The organism is Streptomyces sp. NPDC008238 (genome assembly GCF_042956445.1).
Classification (GTDB): Bacteria; Actinomycetota; Actinomycetes; order Streptomycetales; family Streptomycetaceae; genus Actinacidiphila.
Map to the genome: position 1 here is coordinate 527,907 of NZ_JBIBGK010000003.1, position 24,113 is coordinate 552,019.

General features: G+C 72.3%; 19 protein-coding genes and 4 tRNA genes. 14 read left to right on the forward strand and 9 right to left on the reverse strand.

The annotated features are described in order from the left end of the window. Window positions 1-141 precede the first annotated feature (141 nt). The 3 genes from ACFZAU_RS11275 to ACFZAU_RS11285 all read left to right on the forward strand — a co-directional run bounded on the left by ACFZAU_RS11275 (window position 142) and on the right by ACFZAU_RS11285 (window position 4,437). Window positions 142-1,821 carry a hypothetical protein gene (locus ACFZAU_RS11275; RefSeq protein ID WP_500551936.1) on the forward strand — a complete coding sequence of 560 codons (1,680 nt, stop codon included), beginning with the start codon at window positions 142-144 and terminating at the stop codon, window positions 1,819-1,821. A gap of 95 nt (window positions 1,822-1,916) precedes the next feature. After that, entirely contained in the window at window positions 1,917-3,473 is a 1,557-nt protein-coding gene (locus ACFZAU_RS11280) for a N,N-dimethylformamidase beta subunit family domain-containing protein (RefSeq protein WP_500551937.1), read from the forward strand. A 67-nt stretch (window positions 3,474-3,540) separates the two neighbouring features. After that, on the forward strand, window positions 3,541-4,437 hold the full coding sequence (locus ACFZAU_RS11285) for a phosphoribosylaminoimidazolesuccinocarboxamide synthase (protein ID WP_500551938.1): 897 nt from the start codon (window positions 3,541-3,543) through the stop codon (window positions 4,435-4,437). 183 nt (window positions 4,438-4,620) lie between these two features. Here ACFZAU_RS11285 and ACFZAU_RS11290 read toward each other — a convergent pair. From ACFZAU_RS11290 to ACFZAU_RS11305, 4 genes are all read right to left on the reverse strand, one after another. Continuing rightward, window positions 4,621-4,693 (reverse strand) — tRNA-Gly (locus tag ACFZAU_RS11290). Window positions 4,694-5,100: 407 nt separating this feature from the next. Next, window positions 5,101-5,173 (reverse strand) — tRNA-Gly (locus tag ACFZAU_RS11295). A 45-nt stretch (window positions 5,174-5,218) separates the two neighbouring features. After that, window positions 5,219-5,290: transfer RNA gene (locus ACFZAU_RS11300), tRNA-Gly, on the reverse strand. Between the two features lie 183 nt (window positions 5,291-5,473). Next, window positions 5,474-5,791 (reverse strand): Lsr2 dimerization domain-containing protein, encoded by a 318-nt coding sequence (locus ACFZAU_RS11305; protein ID WP_319138710.1) that lies wholly within the window; start codon window positions 5,789-5,791, stop codon window positions 5,474-5,476. Window positions 5,792-6,052: 261 nt separating this feature from the next. Between ACFZAU_RS11305 and purS the strand changes: the two genes are divergently transcribed. The 9 genes from purS (at window position 6,053) to purM (ending at window position 15,743) form a co-directional block, all read left to right on the forward strand. Then, window positions 6,053-6,298, forward strand: a complete 246-nt coding sequence (gene purS / locus ACFZAU_RS11310; protein ID WP_499599628.1) for a phosphoribosylformylglycinamidine synthase subunit PurS — start codon at window positions 6,053-6,055, stop codon at window positions 6,296-6,298. Then, complete coding sequence (gene purQ / locus ACFZAU_RS11315) at window positions 6,295-6,978, forward strand: phosphoribosylformylglycinamidine synthase subunit PurQ (protein ID WP_499599630.1); 684 nt, start codon at window positions 6,295-6,297, stop codon at window positions 6,976-6,978. Before purS ends, purQ begins: the two co-directional genes overlap by 4 nt. Continuing rightward, window positions 6,975-9,224 (forward strand): phosphoribosylformylglycinamidine synthase subunit PurL, encoded by a 2,250-nt coding sequence (gene purL, locus ACFZAU_RS11320; protein WP_500551939.1) that lies wholly within the window; start codon window positions 6,975-6,977, stop codon window positions 9,222-9,224. Before purQ ends, purL begins: the two co-directional genes overlap by 4 nt. Window positions 9,225-9,363: 139 nt before the next feature. Beyond that, window positions 9,364-10,206, forward strand: coding sequence for a hypothetical protein (locus ACFZAU_RS11325; protein ID WP_500551940.1), 843 nt, complete (start codon window positions 9,364-9,366; stop codon window positions 10,204-10,206). Between the two features lie 55 nt (window positions 10,207-10,261). Beyond that, a complete protein-coding gene (locus tag ACFZAU_RS11330; RefSeq protein WP_018558397.1) occupies window positions 10,262-10,465 on the forward strand; it encodes a DUF4177 domain-containing protein in 204 nt (67 codons plus the stop codon). Between the two features lie 47 nt (window positions 10,466-10,512). After that, complete coding sequence (locus ACFZAU_RS11335) at window positions 10,513-11,310, forward strand: maleylpyruvate isomerase family mycothiol-dependent enzyme (RefSeq protein WP_500551941.1); 798 nt, start codon at window positions 10,513-10,515, stop codon at window positions 11,308-11,310. Window positions 11,311-11,339: 29 nt separating this feature from the next. Beyond that, a complete protein-coding gene (locus ACFZAU_RS11340; protein WP_500551942.1) occupies window positions 11,340-13,001 on the forward strand; it encodes a hypothetical protein in 1,662 nt (553 codons plus the stop codon). Between the two features lie 128 nt (window positions 13,002-13,129). Beyond that, complete coding sequence (purF, locus tag ACFZAU_RS11345) at window positions 13,130-14,647, forward strand: amidophosphoribosyltransferase (RefSeq protein WP_500551943.1); 1,518 nt, start codon at window positions 13,130-13,132, stop codon at window positions 14,645-14,647. A gap of 28 nt (window positions 14,648-14,675) precedes the next feature. Then, window positions 14,676-15,743 (forward strand): phosphoribosylformylglycinamidine cyclo-ligase, encoded by a 1,068-nt coding sequence (gene purM / locus ACFZAU_RS11350; RefSeq protein WP_500463889.1) that lies wholly within the window; start codon window positions 14,676-14,678, stop codon window positions 15,741-15,743. A gap of 80 nt (window positions 15,744-15,823) precedes the next feature. Here purM and ACFZAU_RS11355 read toward each other — a convergent pair whose 3' ends face one another. Together ACFZAU_RS11355 and ACFZAU_RS11360 are read right to left on the reverse strand one after the other, a co-directional pair. Then, window positions 15,824-16,192: a DUF3073 domain-containing protein gene (locus tag ACFZAU_RS11355; RefSeq protein WP_499599638.1), complete on the reverse strand. Its 369-nt coding sequence runs from the start codon at window positions 16,190-16,192 to the stop codon at window positions 15,824-15,826. A 330-nt stretch (window positions 16,193-16,522) separates the two neighbouring features. Further along, window positions 16,523-17,629, reverse strand: coding sequence for a Leu/Phe/Val dehydrogenase (locus ACFZAU_RS11360; protein ID WP_499599639.1), 1,107 nt, complete (start codon window positions 17,627-17,629; stop codon window positions 16,523-16,525). 173 nt (window positions 17,630-17,802) lie between these two features. Here ACFZAU_RS11360 and ACFZAU_RS11365 point away from each other — a divergent pair, with 173 nt between their 5' ends. Together ACFZAU_RS11365 and bldC are read left to right on the forward strand one after the other, a co-directional pair. Beyond that, complete coding sequence (locus ACFZAU_RS11365) at window positions 17,803-18,657, forward strand: DUF8083 family protein (RefSeq protein ID WP_499599640.1); 855 nt, start codon at window positions 17,803-17,805, stop codon at window positions 18,655-18,657. A gap of 486 nt (window positions 18,658-19,143) precedes the next feature. After that, window positions 19,144-19,350, forward strand: a complete 207-nt coding sequence (gene bldC / locus ACFZAU_RS11370) for a developmental transcriptional regulator BldC (RefSeq protein ID WP_003949541.1) — start codon at window positions 19,144-19,146, stop codon at window positions 19,348-19,350. Between the two features lie 263 nt (window positions 19,351-19,613). Here the strand turns inward: bldC and ACFZAU_RS11375 are convergent, their stop codons facing one another. From ACFZAU_RS11375 to hrpA, 3 genes are all read right to left on the reverse strand, one after another. Beyond that, window positions 19,614-19,823, reverse strand: coding sequence for a DUF6274 family protein (locus ACFZAU_RS11375; RefSeq protein WP_499599642.1), 210 nt, complete (start codon window positions 19,821-19,823; stop codon window positions 19,614-19,616). Between the two features lie 151 nt (window positions 19,824-19,974). After that, window positions 19,975-20,049, reverse strand: a tRNA-Asp gene (locus ACFZAU_RS11380). A 72-nt stretch (window positions 20,050-20,121) separates the two neighbouring features. Next, window positions 20,122-24,039 (reverse strand): ATP-dependent RNA helicase HrpA, encoded by a 3,918-nt coding sequence (gene hrpA, locus ACFZAU_RS11385; protein ID WP_500551944.1) that lies wholly within the window; start codon window positions 24,037-24,039, stop codon window positions 20,122-20,124. Window positions 24,040-24,113: the final 74 nt, after the last annotated feature.

Below are 24,113 nucleotides of genomic sequence, written 5' to 3' on the forward strand. Positions count from 1 at the left end.
ACGTGAGCCCCGAGCCCAACTACTGTGCCCGGCAAGCGCACTGTGGAACCCCGCGAATACCGCACTATCGGACCTACCGACATTGCGGTGTCGGTGGGCGGTGCGACAGTGGGGGCATGCAGTCGCGTCAGCAGCTTGGGGGTGAGCACACCGTTGGCCGGGGAAGCAGGTGAGGGACACGCGCGGTCACGCGCGCTCGCCGTCCTGCGCATCCGCAGCGCCGCACTCACGGTGGCGCTGCTGCCCGCGGCGGTCGCGGTGGTGCTGCTGGTCGGCGGCGCGACGGGCCGCATCGTCGGTGACGCGTCCGAGGTGCTGCGCTGGGCGGTGGTCGCGGGCGCGCTGCTGGTGCTGCTGCTCGCGGCCGGTGTCGCGGCGGTGATCGTACGGGCCAGGCCGGCCGTGAGCCCGACCGTGGCCGTCTCCGAGGCGTCCGCGCCCGATCTGTACCGCATGGTGCGTGACCTGGCCGTTCGTCTGCAGGTGCCGGCCCCCTCCGCGATAGAACTGACCCCGGACTGCGACAGCTGGCTGGAGGACCGCACCCACCGGCGGCGCCGCAGCACGCCGTCCGAGGCGCCCGCGCTGGTGATCGGCTCGCCCTTCATGTGGTGGATGCGGGTCGCCGAGCTGCGCGCCCTGCTCGCACCGGTCGTGGCGGGCACGGGCCCGGCCGCCGATCCGGACATCGCGGCGGCCCGCCGCTTCGTGCGCGGCCTGGACGCCGCCGTCGGCGTGGCCACCGCCCCGCGGGAGCCCTCGGTGGTCGGCCTGGTGCGGGGGCCCGCGTACGGGTTCCTGGGCTGGGTCGCCAAGCTGCTGCTGCGCGGCTGCCGGGCGCACGCGGCGGAGATGGAGCGCGCGGTGGCCGCCTCCGCCTCCGAGCGGGCCCAGGCCGTCGACTACGGGCTGCGCATCGTGGCCCAGGAGCAGGTGGGCCTGGCCTACGCGGGCTGGGACCGGCTGCTGACCCGCGTGGCGCTGCCCGCCTGGCGCATGGGGCGCTGGCCGTCCCGTCTCGACGCGGGCGTGGTGGCGGCCCTGACCGAGCTGTCCCGGCGGGACCGGCTGGCGGAGGGCTTCGAGACCCGGCTGGGCGAGCGGCCCGCGTGCGACCTGCTGGAGGAGCCCGGCACGGTGGACGAGGCGGCCTCGCTGCTCGCCGCCCGGCTGTTCCACGGCAGCCCGCGGCGCTCGGGCGCCGAATGGGCCCCGGTCGGCTGGGACACCTATCCGCAGGAGGTCGTGGACCGCATCTGGCGCTCCGACGCCTCCCGCCTGGTCTCCGTCCTGGACGAGGTCCACGAGCCCGTGGGGGTCGCCGGGAGCCGGCGCATATCCGTGCCCTCCGGCGGCTCGCGGAGCGCGGTGGACGCCTGCGACGAGCCGGCCCGCGCGACCTTGGCCCGGGTGCTGGAACGGCTCTCCGCGGGCGGCGGCGAGGAGCTGGCGGCCCGCATCACCCGGCACGTCGCCCAGGAGGAGGCCGTACGCGAGGCGGCCGCCCGGGAGGACTCCGCCGCCCAGGTCCCGCCCGACGGCGCCTTCACGCCCGTCTACCATCTGCTCCCGCCCCGGACCGGCCGTGAGCTGCTCACCGACCACGTGACCGCGATGGTCTGCTGCGCCGCGGTGGACACCGCCGGCGCCGCCCCAGGCCTGGACTGGCTGGACGGGCCCGCCCTGCTGGTCGGCGGGGTGCGCCGGGGAGACCTGGCCTGGCCGGTGCTCCGGCTCGTGGAGAACGGCGACGCCGCCCCCCTGCGGTCCTGGCTCAGCGCCGTGGGCGTACGCCCCGAGAAGCCGATACGGCTCATCTGACGGAAAAATGGCGGGGTTTGTCCGCCCCGGCGTGAAATCCTGGCGACAATGCGCCACGAACAGTAACCAAGACAGCGCATTGTGTGATGTGCTGGATGTGCGCACACGCACACCACCTCGGGGGACACGAGGAGGGGACCATCGTGGTGAAGGAGCAGGTCCACCGCTGGCAGTCCGGGGCACTGGCGCACGGGGTCACCGACCCCTTCGGGCAGGGCCCGGTGCCGTGGCTGCGCGGTGCGGTGCAGTATCTGGACGACACCGGCCAGGTCGTGCCGTGGTACGTCGACCTGGCGGCCAGCCGCGGGGAGCCCGGGGGTTCCCCGGGCGACGCCGTGGGGCGCACGCCCCGCGTGCCCGGCCCCCGCGCGGCGGACGACGTGCGGTGCCAGATCAAGGGCTTCGCGCCGGGCGCCTCCGTGGCCCCCGGCGACGCCATCGACTTCCGGATCACCGTCGACCCGCCGCAGAGCTACGGCGTCGACGTCTACCGGATCGGGCACTACGGCGGGGACGGCGCCGCCCAGTTCACCTCCAGCCCCCGGCTGTCGGGGATCGTCCAGCCCACGCCGCTCGCCGCCGGGCGCACGGTCTCCTGCCACCACTGGTGGCAGTCCTGGCGGCTGCAGGTGCCCTCGTACTGGAAGCCCGGCGCCTACGTCGTCGTCCTCACCACGCAGGACGGCTACCGCAGCCACATCCCCTTCACCGTCCGCGACGACCGGCCGGCCGACCTGCTCCTGCTGATGCCGGACGTCACCTGGCAGGCGTACAACCTCTACCCCGAGGACGGCCGCACGGGCGCAAGCCTCTACCACGCCTGGGACGAGAAGGGCCGGCTGCTCGGCGAGGAGGAGGCCGCGGTCACCGTCTCCTTCGACCGCCCGTACGCGGGCGCCGGGCTCCCGCTGCACGTCGGCCACGCCTACGACTTCATCCGCTGGGCCGAGCGCTACGGCTACGACCTGGCCTACGCCGACGCCCGCGACCTGCACGCGGGGCGGATCGACCCCTCCCGCTACCGGGGCATGGTCTTCCCGGGCCACGACGAGTACTGGACGGTCCCCATGCGGCGCGCCGTCGAGGCGGCCAGGGACGGCGGCACCTCGCTGGTCTTCCTGTCCGCCAACACCATGTACTGGCAGACCGAGCTGGGCCCCTCCCCCTCCGGTGACCCCGACCGGCTGCTCAGCTGCCGCAAGCGGCGCGGCTCCCCGCCGGGCCGCAGCGCCCTGTGGCGGGACATGGGCGAGCCCGAACAGCTGCTGATCGGCGTGCAGTACGCCGGCCGGGTGCCCGAACCGTCCCCGCTGGTGGTGCGGAACGCCGGGCACTGGCTGTGGGAGGCCACCGGCGCCGAGGAGGGCGACGAGATCCCCGGCCTGGTCGCGGGCGAGGCGGACCGTTACTTCCCGCGCACACCGCTGCCCGACTACATGGAGCGGATCCTGCTCGCCCACTCCCCGTACGAGGACTCGGCGGGCCGCCGGGCGCACCAGGAGACCTCCCTGTACCGGGCGCCGGGCGGGGCCCTGGTGTTCGCCTCCGGCACCTTCGCCTGGTCCCCGGCGCTGGACCGCCCGGGCCACGTCGACCCCCGTGTCCAGCGCGCCACCGCCAACCTCCTGGACCACATCTGCAAGCACGGCTGACCTCGTCGCGCCCGCCGGGTACGGGTACGGGAGAATCGGGAACCGAACCGCCGATCGGGGAGGACCCATGTCCGTATTCGTCCACAAGCCCGAGCCCGCGCAAGTACCGGGCCTGGTGCACCTGCACACCGGCAAGGTGCGCGAGCTGTACCAGAACGAGGCAGGGGAGCTGGTGATGGTCGCCAGTGACCGGATCTCGGCGTACGACTGGGTGCTGCCCACCGAGATCCCGGACAAGGGCCGCGTCCTGACCCGGCTGTCGCTGTGGTGGTTCGACCAGATCGCCGACCTGGTGCCGCACCACGTGCTGTCCACCGAGCTCCCCGAGGGCGCCCCCGCCGACTGGGAGGGGCGGACGACGATCTGCAGGCCGCTGCAGATGATCCCCGTCGAGTGCGTGGCGCGCGGCTACCTGGCCGGCTCCGGACTGCTCGAGTACAACGCTGACCGCACGGTGTGCGGGGTGACCCTCCCCGAGGGCCTGGTGGACGGCTCCGAGCTGCCCGCGCCGATCTTCACCCCGGCCACCAAGGCCGAGGTCGGCGAGCACGACGAGAACGTCAGCTACGAGGAGGTCGCCCGCCAGGTCGGTGCCGACACCGCGGCGCAGCTGCGCCAGACCACCCTCGCGGTCTACGGCCGGGCCCGGGACATCGCCCGCGAGCGCGGCATCCTCCTGGCGGACACCAAGTTCGAGTTCGGCTTCGACGGTGACGTGCTGACCATCGCCGACGAGGTGCTGACCCCGGACTCGTCCCGCTTCTGGCCCGCCGAGCTGTGGGAGCCGGGCCACGCCCAGCCCTCCTACGACAAGCAGTTCGTGCGCGACTGGCTGACCTCCCCCGGGTCCGGCTGGGACCGCCGCGGCGAGCAGCCCCCGCCGGCCCTGCCGGAGCAGGTGGTGGCGCAGACCCGCGCCAAGTACGTCGAGGCGTACGAGCGGCTCACCGGCCTCAGCTGGTAGCCGCCACGGCCGGTACACCCGCACACCCGCCGCCGCCCGTCCGCCGGTCCTCCCGACCGGCGGGTGAGGCGGTGGTGGTGCGTACGGCCGCGGTACGCACGGCCTCGGTGCGCGTACGGGCGACGGCCCAGCCGCCCCAGGAACACCGAAGGCCCCGGTCGTCACGACCGGGGCCTTCCTCTGAGCGGACGACGAGGCTCGAACTCGCGACCTCAACCTTGGCAAGGTTGCGCTCTACCAACTGAGCTACGTCCGCCTGCTCCGCGCGTTCCCGTGCGGTGCGTCCTCCACTATAGCCAACCCTCGGGGCCTTGGGCACACACCCCGGCACGGCGGGTTCCCCGCGTCGTGTCCCGGAGGGCCCGCGGCGGGGGTGCGGGACGGGTGGGGACCGGCCCGCGCGCCTCCCGGAGGGTGCCCGGGGGTTCCCGGGCGAGGCGTCAACTCCACTCCGGCGACGCGGCGTAGAGCCCCTCGAGCCCGCAGCGGCGTTCCGTCGCCGGCCCGGGGCCGGAGCGCGGGAGGGATGCGGGGCGGCGGCGATCACGGCCTGCCGTCACGGGAGTTCGGGTGCCCGCCCTGTGGGCACGGTCACACCGCCGGTGCCGGCCGGGAACACGAAGAAGGCCCCGGTCGGAAATCCGACCGGGGCCTTCTCTCAAGAGCGGACGACGAGATTCGAACTCGCGACCCTCACCTTGGCAAGGTGATGCTCTACCAACTGAGCCACGTCCGCACGGCGACTACTCTACCCGATCCTCAGGACCGGTCGAGCAATCAGAGCGGGTGACAGGGATCGCACACTGCGCCTTCCTCCTGGAAGGAGGATGTTCTGCTACTGAACTACACCCGCGTGGCCTGGGAGCCCGGCCTTTCGGCCCTGCCCTCGGCGTGCTCCAGACTCTAGCGGATCAACGGGGGTGGCTGTCCAATCGCTTCTTCCGGGTGATTCCCGGGTGGCGCCCAGGTGGCACCCAAGCGGCCCCCGGCCGCCCCGGCCGCCCCGGCCGCTCGGGCCGGGGCGCCGGTGGCCGGATCAGCCGGCCTCGGCGTACGCCTCGTAGAGCTTCTTGGGGATGCGGCCGCGCGGCGGCACGTCGAAGCCCCGGGAGAGCGCCCAGGCGCGCACGGCGGCCGGGTCGGGGGCGAGCGAGGTGTGCTTGAAGGCCTTGCCGAGCCTGCTGCGGCGGCGGCCCGCCTCGACGTACGGCGCGAGGGCCTCGCGGAGCTGCTCGGCGTTCCCGGCGGACAGGTCGATCTCGTACGACTTCCCGTCGAGGCCGAAAGAGACCGTTTCCGCCGCTTCACCGCCGTCGAGGTCGTCGGAGAGCGTGACCACTACGCGCTGCGCCATGGATGCCGGTCCTTTCAATGGAGAAGGCCTGGGGCCTGCGTTGGCCCCGTTGTTGTACCGAAGCCGCGGGGCCGGGGTCAATGCTTTCCCAATTGCCGGCCGGATGTTTTTCGCCGGGACCGCCCGGCCAATTCCTGCGGGTCTCCCGGCGGCAATCCGTCCGAGGGATATTCCGTGACCATTCTGGAATATCTACCCGCGTAGATTTTTCGGCGGGGTACGGTGGGGACATCTCACCGCAGCACACCACCGGGAGTGACCGTGGCACGCGTCGTAGTCGACGTCATGCTCAAGCCGGAGATCCTCGACCCGCAGGGCCAGGCGGTGCAGCGCGCGCTGCCGCGGCTCGGGTTCGAGGGAATCGCCGACGTCCGCCAGGGCAAGCGTTTTGAGCTCGAACTGGAGGGTCCGGTCGACGACGCCGCCCTCACCCGTATCCGCGAGATGGCCGAGACCTTCCTCGCCAACACCGTGATCGAGGACTTCACCGTGAAGGTGGAGTCGTGACCGCACGTATCGGCGTGGTCACCTTCCCCGGGACGCTCGACGACCGGGACACCCAGCGCGCCGTCCGCGTCGCCGGCGCCGAGCCGGTGCCGCTGTGGCACCGTGACAAGGATCTCCACCAGGTGGACGCAGTCGTCCTGCCCGGCGGATTCAGTTACGGCGACTATCTCCGGGCCGGGGCGATTTCCCGCTTCTCGCCCGTGATGGAGTCGATCATCGCCGGCGCCAAGGACGGTCTTCCGGTCCTCGGTATCTGCAACGGCTTCCAGGTGCTCACCGAGACGCATCTGCTGCCGGGTGCGATGCTGCGCAACAATCACCTGCACTTCATCTGCAGGGACCAGAAGCTGCGCGTCGAGAACAACTCGACGTCCTGGACCGCCGATTACGAGCGGGACCAGGAGATCAGCATCCCGCTGAAGAACATCGACGGCCGCTACGTCGCCGACGAGCACGTCCTGGACGAGCTGGAGGCGGAGGGCCGCGTGGTGTTCCGCTACGCGGACTGGAACCCCAATGGCTCGCTCCGGGACATCGCCGGCATCACCAACGCCGCGGGCAATGTCGTCGGCCTCATGCCGCACCCCGAGCACGCCGTCGAGTCGCTGATCGGGACCGGCCGCACCGACGGCCTCGGATTCTTCACCTCGATCCTCAAGAAGCTGGTTCACGCGTCATGACACTCGATTCCGTGAAGCACGCCACCGAGACTCCGGACACCGAGCAGCCGTGGGCCGAACTCGGCCTCAAGCAGGACGAGTACGACCGCATCCGGGAGATCCTCGGCCGCCGTCCCACCGGTGCCGAGCTCGCCATGTACTCCGTCATGTGGTCCGAGCACTGCTCGTACAAGAGCAGCAAGATCCACCTGCGCCAGTTCGGCGAGAAGGCCCCCGCCAACGACGCCATGCTGGTCGGCATCGGCGAGAACGCCGGTGTCGTGGACGTCGGCCAGGGCTACGCGGTCACCTTCAAGGTCGAGTCGCACAACCACCCCTCGTACATCGAGCCCTACCAGGGCGCGGCCACCGGCGTCGGCGGCATCGTCCGCGACATCCTCGCCATGGGCGCCCGCCCGGTCGCCGTCATGGACCCGCTGCGCTTCGGCGCGCCGGACCACCCCGACACCAAGCGCGTCCTGCCGGGCGTCGTCGCGGGCGTCGGCGGCTACGGCAACTGCCTGGGCCTGCCCAACATCGGCGGCGAGGTCGTCTTCGACTCCTGCTACCAGGGCAACCCGCTGGTCAACGCCCTGTGCGTCGGTGTGATGAAGCACGAGGACATCCACCTGGCCAAGGCCTCCGGGGCCGGCAACAAGGTCATCCTCTACGGCGCCCGCACCGGCGGCGACGGCATCGGCGGCGTCTCCGTGCTCGCCTCGGAGACCTTCTCCGACACCGGCCCGGCCAAGCGCCCCGCCGTCCAGGTCGGCGACCCCTTCCAGGAGAAGCTGCTCATCGAGTGCACCCTGGAGATCTTCAAGGAGAAGCTGGTCGCCGGCATCCAGGACCTCGGCGGCGCCGGTCTGTCCTGCGCCACCTCCGAGCTGGCCTCGGCCGGCTCCGGCGGCATGCGGGTCGAGCTGGACACCGTGCCGCTGCGCGACGCGACGCTCTCGCCGGAGGAGATCCTCATGAGCGAGTCGCAGGAGCGCATGTGCGCGATCGTCGAGCCGCGGTACGTCGACCGCTTCCTGGAGATCTGCGAGAAGTGGGACGTGATCGCCACCGTCATCGGTGAGGTCACCGACGGCGACCGGCTGGAGATCTTCTGGCACGGCGAGCAGATCGTCGACGTCCCGCCGCGCACCGTCGCCCACGAGGGCCCGGTGTACGAGCGCCCCTACGCCCGCCCCGCGTGGCAGGACGCGCTCCAGGCGGACGACGCCAACAAGCTGCCGCGCCCGGGCTCCGGCGAGGAGCTGCGCGCCCAGGTCCTGACGATGGTCGCGCACCCGAACCAGGCCTCCAAGGCGTGGATCACCGACCAGTACGACCGCTTCGTACAGGGCAACACCGTGCTGGCGCAGCCGGAGGACTCCGGCATGATCCGCATCGACGAGGACACCAACCTCGGCGTCGCGGTCGCCACCGACGGCAACGGCCGCTACGCCAAGCTCGACCCGTACACGGGCGCGCAGCTGGCGCTCGCCGAGGCGTACCGCAACGTCGCCACGTCCGGTGCCAAGCCGCTGGCGGTCTCGGACTGCCTGAACTTCGGCTCGCCCGAGGACCCGGCCGCGATGTGGCAGTTCGCCGAGGCCTGCCGCGGCCTCGCCGACGGCTGCCTGGAGCTGGGCACCCCGGTCACCGGCGGCAACGTCTCGCTCTACAACCAGACCGGTGACGTCGCCATCCACCCGACGCCCGTCGTGGCGGTGCTCGGTGTGATCGACGACGTCACGCGCCGCACCCCGGTCGCGTTCAAGGACCAGGGCCAGCTGCTCTACCTGCTGGGCGAGACCAAGGAGGAGCTGGGCGGCTCCGCCTGGTCCCAGGCGGTCCACGACCACCTCGGCGGGCTGCCGCCGGCGGTGGACCTGGAGCGCGAGAAGCTGCTCGGCGAGATCCTCATCTCGGCCTCCCGGGACGGCATGGTCGACGCGGCCCACGACCTGTCGGACGGCGGGCTCGTGCAGGCGGTCGTCGAGTCCTGCCTGCGCGGCGGCAACGGCGCGCGGCTCGTCGTGCCGGACGGCCTCGACCCGTTCGTGTTCCTGTTCTCGGAGTCGGCGGGCCGGGCGGTCGTCTCGGTGCCGCGCAGCGAGGAGCTCCGCTTCACCGACATGTGCGGTGCGCGCGGTCTGCCCGCGACGCGGATCGGTGTCGTCGACGGCGACGCGGTCGAGCTCCAGGGCGAGTTCAGCATCGCGCTGGACGAGCTCCGCACGGCTCACGAGGGCACGATCCCGGCCCTGTTGGCCTGATCTGGGCCTGATCCGGGCCCGGTCGGTCCGGCCCGGTCCGGTCCGGTCCGCCCTCCGCATACGCCCCCGTGCCGCCAGGCGCGGGGGCGCTTTGCCGGGGGCGTGACCGCGCCGCGGCGGTTGGCCCCATACTCCAGGCGTGAGCGAGCGCGATACCCCCGGCGAACTTCCCCGGTGGCGCGGCCGTGACGCCGTGCGCTGGGCGGCGTGCCGCCCCGCGGCGTGGGCCCGTCCGCGCTGGGGCGCCCTGGCACTCGCGGCGGCCGCGGCCGTGGCGGCCGCAGCGGCCCCGGAGGCCCTCGGGGCGGCGCACTACGGGCTGGCCGCCGTCCAGTTGTACTGGCTGGCCAGACTGCCCGGGCTCACCCTGCTGACCGCGCCGGTGCTCGCCGGGCTCCTGGTCTGGCGGGTGGAACCGCAGGCCTCGGTCCCCGCCGTCGCCGCGCTGCTGCTGTGCTGGGCCGGTGCCCGGCACCGTACGGGGGTCCGCCGCCGGCAGCGGCTGCTCGCCGCCAACGCCGCCCTGGGCGTACGGCTTCCGCTCCCCGAGCCCCTCCCGCCGCTGCGCCGCGGCCTGGGCACCGCCGCGTCCGGCGTGCTGCTGTGCGCGGCCGCCGTCCCGCCGCAGACCCGCCTGCTCGCCCTGGCCGGCGCCGCGTTGCTCGCCGTGGGTGCGGCGGCGCGGGTGCGGGCGGGTGCCCTGCGGCGCGGCGGGCAGCCGGTGCTGCGCGTGCTGACCCGGGAGGACGAGGACGGCCGGACGTGGGTGTTCGCGGCCGACGACCACGCGGGCCGGGCACCGCTGTTCTCCTGCCCGGTGGAACCGGAGCCCGAGCCGCCGTCCGGCTCCCGTGGCGACGCGCTGCGGCCCTCCCTGCTGTTCGGGGCACCGTACGAGGGCGCCGAACTGGTGCTGCTGTCCGCCGACTCCGTGGGCGGCACCCTCGTCGACCGGGCGGCGGGACCGGTCCGGCCCGCGTAGTCCGGCGGTACTACTGTGCGTTCCGCAACCACCGGTACGACAAGGGGTGTCAACGATGCACGAGTACAAGGTCGTCAGCTTCCGCGAGTCGCTGATAGGCGACGCCATCGACGACGACAAGCTGGAGAAGACGCTCAACAAGCACGCCGAGGACGGCTGGCAGCTCAAGGCCATCACCTCGGCCGACGTCAAGGGCCGCATCGGCCCGGGCGCCGTGCAGGGGCTGCTGCTCACCTTCGAGCGCCCGCGCCAGGCCTGACCGCCGGGGTCGGGGTGCGGGCCGGGCCCGGCGCGTAGGCTGCGGGCATGCCGCCCACCGCCCGCAAGGCCCGCACCTACGACCCCGCCAGGACCCGGGCCGCGCTCACCGCGCAGGTCGGCCACGTCCTGAAGGCCGCCCGCGGCCTGACGGGCGATCAGCTGGCGGCGCCCTCCGGGCTGCCGGGGTGGGACGTGCACGCGTTGGTGGTGCACATCGCCCGGCAGGTGGAGGCCGTCGCACGGGTCGTGACCGCGCCCGCCCCGGCCCGGGCGGACCTCGACCTCACCACGTGGGCGCGCTCCACGGCGGGCATCGCCGGCCCGCTGGACGCCGACACCCGCGAGGCCGCCGCGGAGAGTGCCGACGCCGCCGCCCGCCTCGAGGAGGCCGCCCGCGGGCTCGCCGGGGTGCTGGACGAGGCGGTGGCGCCCGGGCGCCTGGTGGCGATCACGCTCGGCTCGATGCGGTCCACGGACTTCCTGGTGACCCGGCTCGTCGAGCTGGTCGTCCACAGCGACGACCTCGCCCGGGCGACGGGTGTGCCCGTCCCGCTGGAACGGCAGGTCGTCGCCGCCGCCGTACGGCTCCTCGCGGACACCCTCGCCGTCTCCGTGCCCGGCAACTCCGTCGAGGTCCGCGTCCCGCCGTACGCCGCCGTGCAGTGCGTGCCCGGGCCCCGCCACACCCGGGGCACCCCCACCAACGTCGTCGAGACGGACCCGCTGACCTGGATCCGCCTCGCCACCGGCCGTACGTCCTGGGCCGACGCCCTCGACTCCGCCGCGGTCTCCGCGAGCGGCGAGCGCGCCGACCTGGCCCCGTACCTGCCCCTGCTGGGATGAGACGGCCCCGGCGTCCGCATAATGCGCCGGTGACCCCGACGACCGCCCCGGCCGGCACACCGGCCCGCCCCTGGCTCTCCGCCGACGCCCACCGCTGGGCCGCGCTGCGGCTCCCCGGCTGGGCGGGCCCGCTGTGGTGCGCCCCGGTGCTGGTGGCGGCGGTGATCGCGGCGGTCGTCCTCGCGGCGGACGACCGGTGCACGACTGCCGCGCCCTGCGGACCGATGTGGCTGGACGCCATCGGCACCGTCGGCCTCCTCGTCCACACGCTGTGGATGTTCCTGCTGCCCGAGGCGGCGGCGCTGTCGGCGCCGCTGTTGCTGCTGTGGATGACCCGGCCGGACCTGTGGACCGGCGGCGCCGCCGAGCGCGGTGTGGACGTCGTGGTCGTGGCCGCGCTTTGCTGGAGCTGGGCCGCGGTCCTCGCGCGGCTGCGCTTGCGCCGCCGTCAGCGGGCGCTCGTCCTGGAGGCGGCGGGAGGAGTCTCGCTCCCGGTGCCGGAGCGGGTTGCGCCGGTGCGGCGCGGCCTGTTCCGGATCGTCGTCGGCCTGGCGGCCCTGGTGGCCGCCGCGGTGGCCGCGGTCGTCGCGGTGTCCGGGGACCGGGCCGACGAACGGCACGCCGCCGCCGCGGACCGCGTCGAGGCGGTCGTGGTGGCCAACGGGGAGTACGACCGTCTCGGCGTCCGCTTCGCGGACGGGACGCGCCACCACCTGCCGGCGGTGTTCCCGGAGGACTACGAGCGCGGTGCCGTGATCCCGGTCCTCGTCGACGGGGACTGGCGGCGGCCGGCCGCGGAGCCGTACGAGGACCGCACGGGCCTGCAGCTCCTGACGCTCACGGCGGGCGGCCTCGGGCTCTCCCTGCTGCTGTCGGGGGCGGTGCCGGCGCTCCGGGCCGCCTCGGTGCGCCGGGGACCCGTTCCCGTGCTCCGGGTGCTGGCGGGGCGCGAGGACTTCAGGACCGTCATCCGGCCGGTGGACGACGCCGCCGGCGCACCGGTGCTCACCTACGGCGCGGCCGGACCCGGTGCGTGGGCACGCGGCGAGGGCGTGCTGTTCGGTGTCCCGGCGGAAGGCGCCGAACTGGTACTGGCGGCCGTCACGGACTCCGGCGGCCTCCTGGTCGGCGCCTCGGAGTCGCCGGTGCGGCCGTGGGCGCCGCCGTCGTCCGGGAGCGGGGCGCCCTCCGCCCCCCGGCACCGCCTTGAGGCGGAGGCGAGGGTCGCCGAGGCGGCCGCGGCCCTGAAGCCCGGCACGGGCCCGGTCCGTTGGGACGGTGGTGCGGGCGGCCGCACGGCGGGCGCGCTGCTGCTGGTGGGCACGGTGGCCGTCCTGGGCTCCTCCTGCGTCGGCGGCCCCTGGTGGCGCGCGGTGATGTCGGTCCTGGGCAGCCTGTGGCTGACGGAGAAGGCGCTGTCCATGACCATGTGGCGGATCACCGCCGACGCCACCGGTCTGCGGGTCCGCCGCCACCTGCGTACCCGGCACGTGCCCTGGGCGGAGGTCACCCGGGTCGTCCGCACCGCGGACGGGGAGCTGATCGTCCGCCGCGTCGCGGGTGTGGAGGACCTCCGGGTCGGCGCGGTCGCCTTCCCGGGCTGGGAGCGGACGCGGCGCCGCCCGTCCGCCGCGACGCGCGCCGCCGCCGAGCTCACCGCCATGGTCCGCGACCCCGGGCTGCGCCCCTGAGCGGACCCCGGCCGGGACCACGACCAAGGTCACATGGCCAAGCGCCCCATGGGTTTACGCGCATAGAACGCGCTTTTGTCGGGTTCCCTCGTTCGGACGACGCCGGAACCTGCCCTAGACTCGATCCCGTGCCACGTGGTGACGGACGACTCAACCACGACCTGCTCCCCGGCGAGAAGGGCCCCCAGGACGCTTGCGGCGTCTTCGGTGTCTGGGCCCCCGGCGAAGAGGTCGCCAAACTCACCTACTTCGGGCTGTACGCCCTGCAGCACCGCGGACAGGAGTCCGCGGGCATCGCAGTGAGCAACGGCTCCCAGATCCTGGTCTTCAAGGACATGGGCCTCGTGTCCCAGGTCTTCGACGAGACCTCCCTCGGCTCCCTGCAGGGCCACATCGCGGTCGGGCATGCCCGTTACTCGACCACCGGCGCCTCGGTCTGGGAGAACGCCCAGCCCACCTTCCGCGCCACGGCCGGCGGCTCCATCGCCCTCGGCCACAACGGGAACCTGGTCAACACCGTCGAGCTGGCCGAGATGGTCGCCGCGCTGCCCCAGGGCAACGGCCGGGCGACCAGGGTCGCGGCGACCAACGACACCGACCTGGTGACGGCGCTGCTCGCCGGCCAGGTGGACGAGGACGGCAAGCCGCTCTCCGTCGAGGACGCCGCCCGCAAGGTGCTGCCCGAGGTCAAGGGCGCCTTCAGCCTGGTCTTCATGGACGAGCACACGCTCTACGCCGCCCGCGACCCGCAGGGCATCCGCCCGCTGGTGCTGGGCCGCCTGGAGCGCGGCTGGGTCGTCGCGTCGGAGACCGCCGCCCTGGACATCGTGGGCGCGAGCTTCATCCGCGAGATCGAGCCCGGCGAGCTGATCGCCATCGACGAGAACGGGCTGCGCGCCTCGCGCTTCGCCGACGCCCGCCCCAAGGGCTGCGTCTTCGAGTACGTGTACCTGGCGCGCCCCGACACCGACATCGCGGGCCGCAACGTCTACCTCTCCCGGGTCGAGATGGGCCGCCGACTGGCCAAGGAGGCCCCGGTCGACGCCGACCTGGTGATACCGACCCCGGAGTCCGGCACGCCGGCCGCGGTCGGCTACGCCGAGGAGAGCGGCATCCCGTACGGCTCGGGCCTGGTGAAGAACTCGTACGTGGGCCGGACCTTCATCCAGCCCTCGCAGACCATCCGGCAGCTGGGCATCCGCCTGAAGCTCAACCCGCTCAAGGAAGTCATCCGGGGCAAGCGCCTGGTGGTCGTGGACGACTCGATCGTCCGCGGCAACACGCAGCGCGCGCTGGTCCGGATGCTCCGTGAGGCCGGCGCCGCCGAGGTCCACATCCGGATCTCCTCGCCGCCGATCAAGTGGCCGTGCTTCTTCGGCATCGACTTCGCCACCCGCGCCGAGCTGATCGCCAACGGCCTGACGGTCGACGAGATCTGCAAGTCCCTGGACGCGGACTCGCTGTCGTTCATCTCGATCGACGCGATGGTCGAGGCGACCACGATCGCCAAGCCCAACCTCTGCCGGGCCTGCTTCGACGGCGAGTACCCGATGGAGCTGCCGGACCCCGAGCTGCTCGGCAAGCACCTTCTGGAGACCGAGCTGGCCGGCGGCCCTGACGCGGCCGACGCGCTCCGTCGCCCGTAAGCATTCGACGCAAGGACACAACACAGCCATGTCCGAGAACACCGGTGCCAGCTACGCCGCGGCGGGAGTCGACATCGAGGCGGGCGACCGCGCGGTCGAGCTGATGAAGGAATGGGTGGGGAAGGCCACCCGCCCGGAGGTCGTGGGCGGTCTCGGCGGCTTCGCCGGGCTCTTCGACGCCTCCGCCCTCAAGCGCTACGAGCGGCCGCTGCTGGCCTCCGCCACCGACGGCGTGGGCACCAAGGTCGACGTCGCCCGCCGTATGGGCGTCTACGACACGATCGGCCACGACCTCGTCGGCATGGTCGTCGACGACCTGGTCGTGTGCGGCGCCGAGCCGCTGTTCATGACCGACTACATCTGCGTCGGCAAGGTCTTCCCCGACCGCGTCGCGGCCATCGTCAAGGGCATCGCCGAGGGCTGCGTGCTCGCCGGCTGCGCCCTGGTCGGCGGCGAGACGGCGGAGCACCCGGGACTGCTCGGCGAGGACGAGTTCGACGTCGCCGGCGCCGGGACGGGCGTGGTCGAGGCCGACCGGCTGCTGGGCGCGGATCGCATCCGTAAGGGTGACGTGGTGATCGCCATGGCGTCCTCCGGTCTTCACTCCAACGGGTACTCGCTCGTCCGGCACGTGCTGTTCGACCGGGCCGGCTGGGCGCTGGACCGGGAGGTGCCGGAGTTCGGCCGCACCCTCGGCGAGGAGCTGCTGGAGCCGACCCGGATCTACTCCCTGGACTGCCTGGCGCTGACCCGTACGACCGAGGTGCACGGCTTCTCGCACGTCACCGGCGGCGGCCTCGCCAACAACCTGGCGCGGGTCGTCCCGGACCACCTGCACGCCACGGTGGACCGTTCGACGTGGACGCCGGGCGCGGTGTTCGACACCGTCGGCAGGCTCGGCGGGGTGGAGCGGCTGGAGCTGGAGAAGACGCTGAACATGGGCGTCGGCATGGTCGCCGTGGTGCCCGCGGACTCCGTGGACGTGGCGCTGACGACGCTGGCCGACCGGGGCCTGGACGCCTGGGTGGCCGGCGAGGTCGTGGAGCGCGGCGAGCACACCGAGGCCGTCGCGCTGACCGGGGACTACGCGGGCTGACCCGTGCGGGACAGCACAAAGCCCGGTCCGGACGATGCCCGGACCGGGTCAGTGGTCAAGCTGCAACGGAATGTGTTGCGTCAAGCACGACGGCGTTGTGATGAGGACTGGGACTCGTCGTCCTCGTCGTCGTCCTCGTCGTCGCCGTAGAGATCCACGTACCGTGCGTACGGGTCGTCTTCCAGCTCGTCGTCATCGTCGTCTTCCTGTACCTCCGGATTGACCGGCAGTGTCGACGATGCGCCCAGCTCTTCGGCCAGACGTGACAGGTCCGTACCGCCGCTGTTGTACTTCAGCTGGCGGGCGACCTTCGTCTGCTTGGCCTTGGCCCGGCCGCGCCCCATTGGCTCGACCCCCTCAACGGTGGGGCTCGACGGCCCCGAGTCTTGACACGCGTTCACGATGTGGAACGGGCCCTCGGATGAGAGACCCGGTCCGTAGGACTTCAACGGTACCTGCTTCCGAGGCCGCACGGTACGTCGCCCGCACGACGCGCGTCGGAGCAGGGGCCCGCGATGGCCCCGTCCTGGCTGGTCAGTCGCGATTTTACCTTCTTCCGCCACGGTCTGGCTGCCGGGGCGTGGTAACGGTCGGATGTCCGGCCCGCCGTCCTCGTCGCGGAGGCCCGCCGGGAGCCGCCCCGACACGCGAGGACGCGCGCACACCGTACGTCGGGGGCACCCCGCGGGTGTCCGCTTTGTGATGGAGGACACGCCCGCCGTCCGGACCCGGACGCCGGGCGTGCCGGAGGGGCCGCGGTCCTGCCGCGGCCCCGTGGGTCACGGACGCAGCCAGCTCTCCGCCGGGGTGCGCTCGGCCATGCGCTGCTCGGCCAGGCGGTCGGCGGCGGCGGCCGGCGGGATGCCGTCGGCCGCGGCGCGCTCGAAGATGGCGAGCGTGGTGTCGAAGATCTTCGTCGCCTTGGCGCGGGCCCGGTCGAAGTCGAAACCGTGCAGCTCGTCCGCGACCTGGATGACGCCGCCCGCGTTCACGACGTAGTCGGGCGCGTACAGGATGCCGCGGTCGGCCAGGTCCTTCTCGACGCCGGGGTGGGCGAGTTGGTTGTTGGCCGCGCCGCAGACGATCGAGGCGGTGAGGGCCGGCACCGAGTCGTCGTTCAGGGCACCGCCGAGCGCGCAGGGCGCGTACACGTCCAGCGGCGTCCGCACCAGGACGTCAGCGTCGGAGACGGCGGTGACCTGAGGGTGACGGGAGGTGATCCGGTCGACGGCCTCGCCGCGAACATCGGTGACCACGACCTCGGCGCCGTCCTTGAGCAGGTGCTCCACCAGGTGGTGGCCGACCTTGCCGACACCGGCCACGCCGACCCTGCGGCCGCGCAGCGTGGGGTCGCCCCACTGGGCCTGGGCGGAGGCGCGCATGCCCTGGAAGACGCCCCAGGCGGTCAGCACGGAGGAGTCGCCGGCGCCGCCGTTCTCGGGCGAGCGGCCGGTGGTCCACTGCGGCGCGGTGCGGGAGACCACGTCCATGTCGGCCACGTAGGTGCCGACGTCGCAGGCCGTGACGTAGCGGCCGCCGAGCGAGGCGACGAAGCGGCCGTAGGCCAGCAGCAGCTCCTCGGACTTGTCCATGTCCGGGTCGCCGATGATGACGGCCTTGCCGCCGCCGAGGTCGAGGCCGGCGAGCGCGTTCTTGTACGACATGCCGCGGGCGAGGTTGAGCGCGTCCTCGACGGCCGCCTCGTCGGAGGGGTACGCGTGGAAGCGGGTGCCGCCGAGGGCCGGGCCCAGGGCGGTGGAGTGGATCGCGATGACGGCCTTGAGGCCACTGGCGCGGTCCTGGCACAAGACGACCTGCTCGTGACCGCCCTGCTCCGATCGGAACAGCGTGGAGACGATGCCGGGTGTCTGACGTACGTCGGTCACTGTGGTGACTCCCGAATGTCCAGAGGTCGCCCTCCGGGTGGGTGGGGGAGGGCCGGTCGGCAGAAGACTAGAACCACCCGGCCCTGAACATCTTCCCAGTGTCGTGGATCACTCCCCGTGCCGGAAACGACGTGGGACGATGCCATGGCGGAAGCCGTCACGAGGGAGCGGGTGTGGGCTTGTCATCGGTGCTGGTCCCCTACGCGGCGTATCTGCGGGTGTACGAGCCGCTGGCGGCCTTCCCGGAGCCCGACCGCGGCTACTGGTACCGCTACGCCGCCCAGGGCCCGCAGCGGACCGCACAGGACGAGCTGCGGCAGTCGCTGGCCGGTCTGCTCTCCGTCCCGCCGCTGGCCGTTCCGGTCCGCGAGAGCGGTGAGGCCTTCGTCGCCGTCGTGGACGGCGTGACCCACGTCTGCCCCTGGCGCACCCGGTTGCGCGGCTGGCTGGCCCTGTCCGAACTGGTCGAGGAGTACCCGGCCCCCGTGGTGGAGGCGGTGCTGCCGAGGGTCGCGCTCGAGCAGGCGGAGGCCGACTTCGCGGCGTGGCGGGCGGAGAAGCCCGAGAACGCCGACGCCCGGCCCTGGATCCGCGGGGCGACGTGGCACGTCCCGGTGCGCTGGTTCGTGCTGTTCGACGACTCCGAGCGGGAGTACGAACCCGCGGGCGCGGGCGAGTCCAAGGGGCCGGTCATGCGCTACCGGACACCCATGGTGCAGGCCCGCCGGCGGACGGCCCGGGCGCTGCGGGTCCTCAAGGATTCACTCGAAGAGGGGCCTCTGATCGACGGTTTGGTGGACGTGGGGCGGTGGCTCGAGGAGTTCCACCCGCGTTCCCTGGTCGAACTCGACTACGGGGGGCTCGTGCACGCCATCGCGCCGGACTCCCTCGCGGGTGACCGTTCGGCCGCCGACGTGGCGGAGGCGCTGGCGGCGCTGCGGGACGACGACGGCACCCGGGCCGGTGAGGCGTACGAGCGGCTCACCGACCGCTGGAGGGCCGTCAGGGAGCTCCTGTACGCGAGTTGAGGGTCCGTCGGGAACCGGGGGCCGCGGGGGAGGGACTTTGGTCCTGAGTCCGGCCGACCGGTACCTTTGGCCTAAGGGTGACCTAAAGCACGTTTAGGGGTCTTGCCCTCATCCCCACCCCCCATGACAATATGGGACATCGGGTCCGGAAGGACCTCTTTCCACTCGCTCTGGGTGGAATGTCCGGGATTGCATCCCCTTGAGGTGGGGCTGTGGCTCGTGGGTTGGCTGTGACTGATCGTCACCCAGGTGTGACTGTCCGTTATGGCCCGGTCCATCGGCTTCCGTCGAGCTTAGACACCTCAGAGGGCAAATCCATCGGTTTGGCCGACACGGCTGGACAGATGGTGTAGTTGTAGTGCCAAGGACAAGCCGTTCGTCCTATTACCGACTCGGCCCGCGTCCGCCATTTCGGGCAACGCGGGTCAAGGTGCAGAATTTAGAGGAAAGAACCGTGTTGGTTCGGTTCTCTCGAGGAGGCCGCTCATGACCGCTCGCACCCCTGATGCCGAGCCGCTGCTGACCCCCGCTGAGGTCGCCACGATGTTCCGCGTGGACCCGAAGACGGTCACGCGCTGGGCCAAGGCTGGCAAGCTCACGTCCATCCGCACGCTCGGCGGGCACCGCCGCTACCGCGAGGCGGAGGTCCGTGCACTGCTCGCGGGCATTCCGCAGCAGCGCAGCGAGGCCTGACCTGAACAAACGGACGCCCGCGCGGGGCCCCCAACCCGCCACGGCGTCCGCTCCGAAGGGTCCCTGCCCCCATCAGGGAAGCCCGTAGGAACGTCGATCGCACCGGAGTCCGCCGGCTCCGGTGCGATCTTTTTTGTGCGTGTGATGTGTCCGTGTTGTGAGGACTGGGTCCTCTGTCGTGAGTGCAATTGCACATATTAAATTGACGGTCCCACAGGAGGCCCCAAGTTCCCCCAGGCGGGGAACTTTTCACGTGACTCCCGTCACATGCCGGAGTCCTGTTCCTCGCCCGGTTCGTGCGGTAGTGGGACGGCCGCGCGCCGTAGCGCCAGCCGCATCAGCCGGTGGCACACCGGGCAGTGCCGGGTGAGGTGCCGTCGCCCGCCCCCTGCCGCGGCCGCCAGGTGCGCGCGCAGCAGCGCCCGCGTCACGTCCCGGGGTGCCGGGCCCGGGTCCCTGGGCGTCGCGCTCATGTGCCAGGCGTACCACGCGGGAACGGACGGGACCAGGGGACCCGTCCCCTCCACAACCGCTACCGGCCACCGCGGCCGCGGCCGCGGCCGCGCCGCGCGCACAGCAAGAAGGCCCGCGTCCTTCGCTGGACGCGGGCCTTGCCTTCTACTGCGGTCCTGACGGGATTTGAACCCGCGGCCTCCACCTTGACAGGGTGGCGAGCACTCCAAACTGCTCCACAGGACCAGGTTTCGCGGCCGTCGTTCCTTGGCCGCGAGGAAGACTCTACAGCAGGTCAGAGGGTGATTGCGAACCCGATCAGCCCCAGGCTTCGTCGAGGGCCTTGAAGATGCGTTTGTCCGAGACCGGGAACGCCGTCCCGAGGGCGTGCGCGAAGTAGCTGACCCGCAGTTCCTCGATCATCCACCGGATGTCCCGCACCCGTTCGGGGACGGGCCGCCCGGCCGGCCGGGCGGCCAGCAGCTCGGCGTACTCGGTCTGGATCTCCCGGACCTTCTCCATGCGCGTGGTGTCCCGCTGCACGCCCGTGGGCATCTGCTGCAGCCGCCGGTCGACGGCCACCAGGTAGCGGAGCAGGTCCGGCAGCCGGCGCACCCCCGCGGCGGTCACGAAACCGGGCCCCACGAGGGCTCCCAGCTGCTCCTTGACGTCCGCCAGGTTGGCCACCAGGGCGAGGCTCTGGGTGGCCTTCAGACGGCGCTCACAGGCCTGCCAGGCGGCCAGCACCTGACGCACCTGCGCGACGGTCCTGACGGTCAGCTCGACGAGGTCGGCGCGCACCGAGTCGTACAGCTTCCGGAAGGACTCCTCGTCCCAGGCGGGGCCGCCGTGCTCGGCCATGAGCCGGTCGGCGGCCGCGGTGACGCAGTCGTCGAACAGGGCGTTCACCGAGCCGTGCGGGCTGCGCGACAGCGCGAGCTTGTCCTGGTTGGACAGCCGGTCCGCGGCGAACTTCGCAGGGTTGGTGGGGACGTTCAGCAGGATCAGCCGGCGGGTGCCGCGCCACATCGCCGCGGTCTGCTCGGCCTCGGTGTCGAAGAGCTGCACGCCCACGCTCTCGCCCTCGTCGACGAGCGCCGGGTACGCCTTGACCGGCTGCCCGGACCGCCGGGTCTCGAAGGTGCGCGGCAGGGCGCCCACCGTCCACTGCGTCAGCCCCGTGCGTCGCTCGATGCCGATGGCGCCGGCGTCGTCGAAGGCCTTGCTGATCGCGGCCTTGGTCTTCGGCCGCAGCTGCAGCCTCAGCGCCTCCAGGTCCTTGTCCTCGGCCAGCTTGCGGCGGCGCTCGTCGGTCACCCGGAAGGTGATCTTCAGATGCTCCGGGACCTTGGCGAGGTCGAAGTCCTCGGCGGTGACGGGCACGCCCACCATCCGCTGGAGTTCCCGCGCCAGCGTCTCGGGCAGCGGGTCCTGCACCGGGACGACGCGGTCGAGGAAGGCCTTCGCGTAGTTCGGCGCCGGTACGTAGTGGCGGCGGATCGCCTTGGGCAGCGAGCGGATCAGCTCGGTGACGACGTCCTCGCGCAGTCCCGGGATCTGCCAGTCGAAGCCGTCCGGGGTCACCTGGTTGAGCACCTGCAGCGGGATGTGGACGGTCACGCCGTCCGCGTCCGCGCCCGGCTCGAACTGGTACGTCACGCGGAACTTGAGCTTCCCCTGGCGCCAGGAGTCGGGGTAGTCGTCCTTGGTGACGGCCTCGGCGTTCTCGTTGATCAGCATGGAGTGCTCGAAGTTGAGCAGCTCCGGCTCCTCGCGGCGCCTGTGCTTCCACCACGAGTCGAAGTGCGCGCCGGACACGACGTGTTCGGGGACCAGGCGGTCGTAGAAGTCGAAGAGCGTCTCGTCGTCGACGAGGATGTCGCGGCGCCGCGCCCGGTGCTCCAGCTCCTCCACCTCGGCCAGCAGCTTCCGGTTGTCGTGGAAGAACTGGTGGTGGGTGCGCCAGTCGCCCTCGACGAGCGCGTTGCGGATGAACAGCTCGCGGCTGGTCTCCGGGTCGATCTTCCCGTAGTTGACCTTGCGGTCGGCCACGATCGGCACGCCGTACAGCGTCACCTTCTCCAGCGCGACGACCGCGGCCTGGTCCTTCTCCCAGTGCGGTTCGCTGTAGGACCGTTTCACCAGGTGCTGGGCGAGCGGTTCGATCCACTCCGGCTCGATGCGGGCGTTGACCCGCGCCCACAGCCGGGAGGTCTCCACCAGCTCGGCCGACATGATCCACCGCGGCGGCTTCTTGAAGAGCGAGGAACCGGGGAAGACCGCGAACTTGGCGCTGCGGGCACCCAGGTACTCGTTCTTGCTGTCGGTGTCCTTCAGGCCGACGTGCGAGAGCAGGCCCGCCAGCAGCGACTGGTGCACGTGCTGGAGGTTGACCTCGTGGTCGCCCTCGGAGAGGTGGATGCCCATCGTCTTGGCGACCGTGCGCAGCTGGCTGTAGATGTCCTGCCACTCGCGGATGCGCAGGTAGTTGAGGTACTCGGTGCGGCACATCCGGCGGAAGGCGGAGGAGGACAGCGCCTTCTGCTGGTCGCGCACGTACCGCCAGAGGTTGAGGAGCGCCATGAAGTCGCTGGTCTCGTCCGCGAAGCGGCGGTGCTTCTCGTCGGCCTGCTGCTGCTTGTCCTGGGGGCGTTCGCGCGGGTCCTGGATCGACAGGGCGGCCGCGATGACCATCACCTCGCGGACCACGCCGTTGCGCTCCGCCTCCAGCACCATGCGGGCCAGCCGCGGGTCCACCGGCAGCTGGGAGAGCTTGCGGCCGGTCTGCGTGAGCTTCTGCCCGTCGAGCGCACCGAGCTCCTGCAGCAGCTGGACGCCGTCCTTGACGTTCCGGGCGTCCGGCGGGTCGATGAAGGGGAAGCGCGAGACGTCGCCGAGGCCGGCCGCGGTCATCTGCAGGATGACGGAGGCCAGGTTGGTGCGGAGGATCTCGGCGTCGGTGAACTCCGGACGGGTCAGGAAGTCGTCCTCGGAGTACAGCCGGACGCAGATGCCGTCCGCGACACGGCCGCAGCGGCCCTTGCGCTGGTTGGCGCTGGCCTGGCTGATCGGCTCGATGGGCAGCCGCTGCACCTTGGTGCGGTGGCTGTAGCGGGAGATGCGGGCGAAGCCCGTGTCGATCACGTACCGGATGCCGGGGACGGTGAGCGAGGTCTCCGCGACGTTGGTGGCCAGCACGATGCGGCGGCCCGTGCCGCGCTGGAACACCTTGTGCTGCTCGGCGGAGGACAGCCGCGCGTACAGCGGCAGGACCTCGGTCAGGCGCAGCTGCCTCTTGTTCAGGGCGTCGGCCGTGTCGCGGATCTCCCGCTCGCCGGAGAGGAAGACCAGGATGTCGCCGGGGCCCTCGGCCTGGAGCTCGTCGACCGCGTCGCAGATCGCGGTGATCTGGTCGCGGTCGTCGTCGTCGGCCTCCTCCGCGAGCAGCGGCCGGTAGCGCACCTCGACCGGGTACGTACGCCCGCTGACCTCGACGATCGGGGCGTCGCCGAAGTGCCGGGAGAAGCGCTCCGGGTCGATCGTCGCGGAGGTGATCACGACCTTGAGGTCGGGGCGGCGGGGCAGCAGCTGGGCGAGGTAGCCCAGGATGAAGTCGATGTTGAGGCTGCGCTCGTGGGCCTCGTCGATGATGATCGTGTCGTACTGGCGCAGTTCCCGGTCGGTCTGGATCTCGGCCAGCATGATGCCGTCCGTCATCAGCTTGACCAGCGTGCCGTCGCCCACCTGGTCGGTGAACCGGACCTTCCAGCCGACCGCCCCGCCCAGCGGGGTGTGCAGCTCCTCCGCCACGCGCTCGGCCACCGTGCGGGCGGCGATCCGGCGCGGCTGGGTGTGGCCGATCAGGCCGCGGACGCCACGCCCAAGCTCCAGGCAGATCTTGGGGATCTGCGTCGTCTTCCCGGAGCCGGTCTCACCGGCGACGATCACGACCTGGTGGTCGCGGATCGCCTCCAGGATGTCGTCCTTCTTCCGGCTGACCGGCAGCTGCTCGGGGTAGCTGATCCGGGGTATGGCCGTGCGCCGCGCCTCGACCTTCAGCGCGGCCTGGTCGATCTCCGCCCCGATCTCGGTCAGCACGGCCGAGCGGGCCTCGGGCTTGCGGATGCGGCGTGCGCCGTCCAGGCGACGGCCGAGGCGGTGCGCGTCGCGCAGGGTGAGCTCGGCCAGCCGGGCGCCGAGCTCGCCGAATGCGGGGGAGGGGGGCTGCGTAGACATACGCGTTCCAGCATCGCATCCGCCGCGCCCCACGGGCGAACGCATTACGCCGGGTGTTCCGCCGTCCCGCGGGG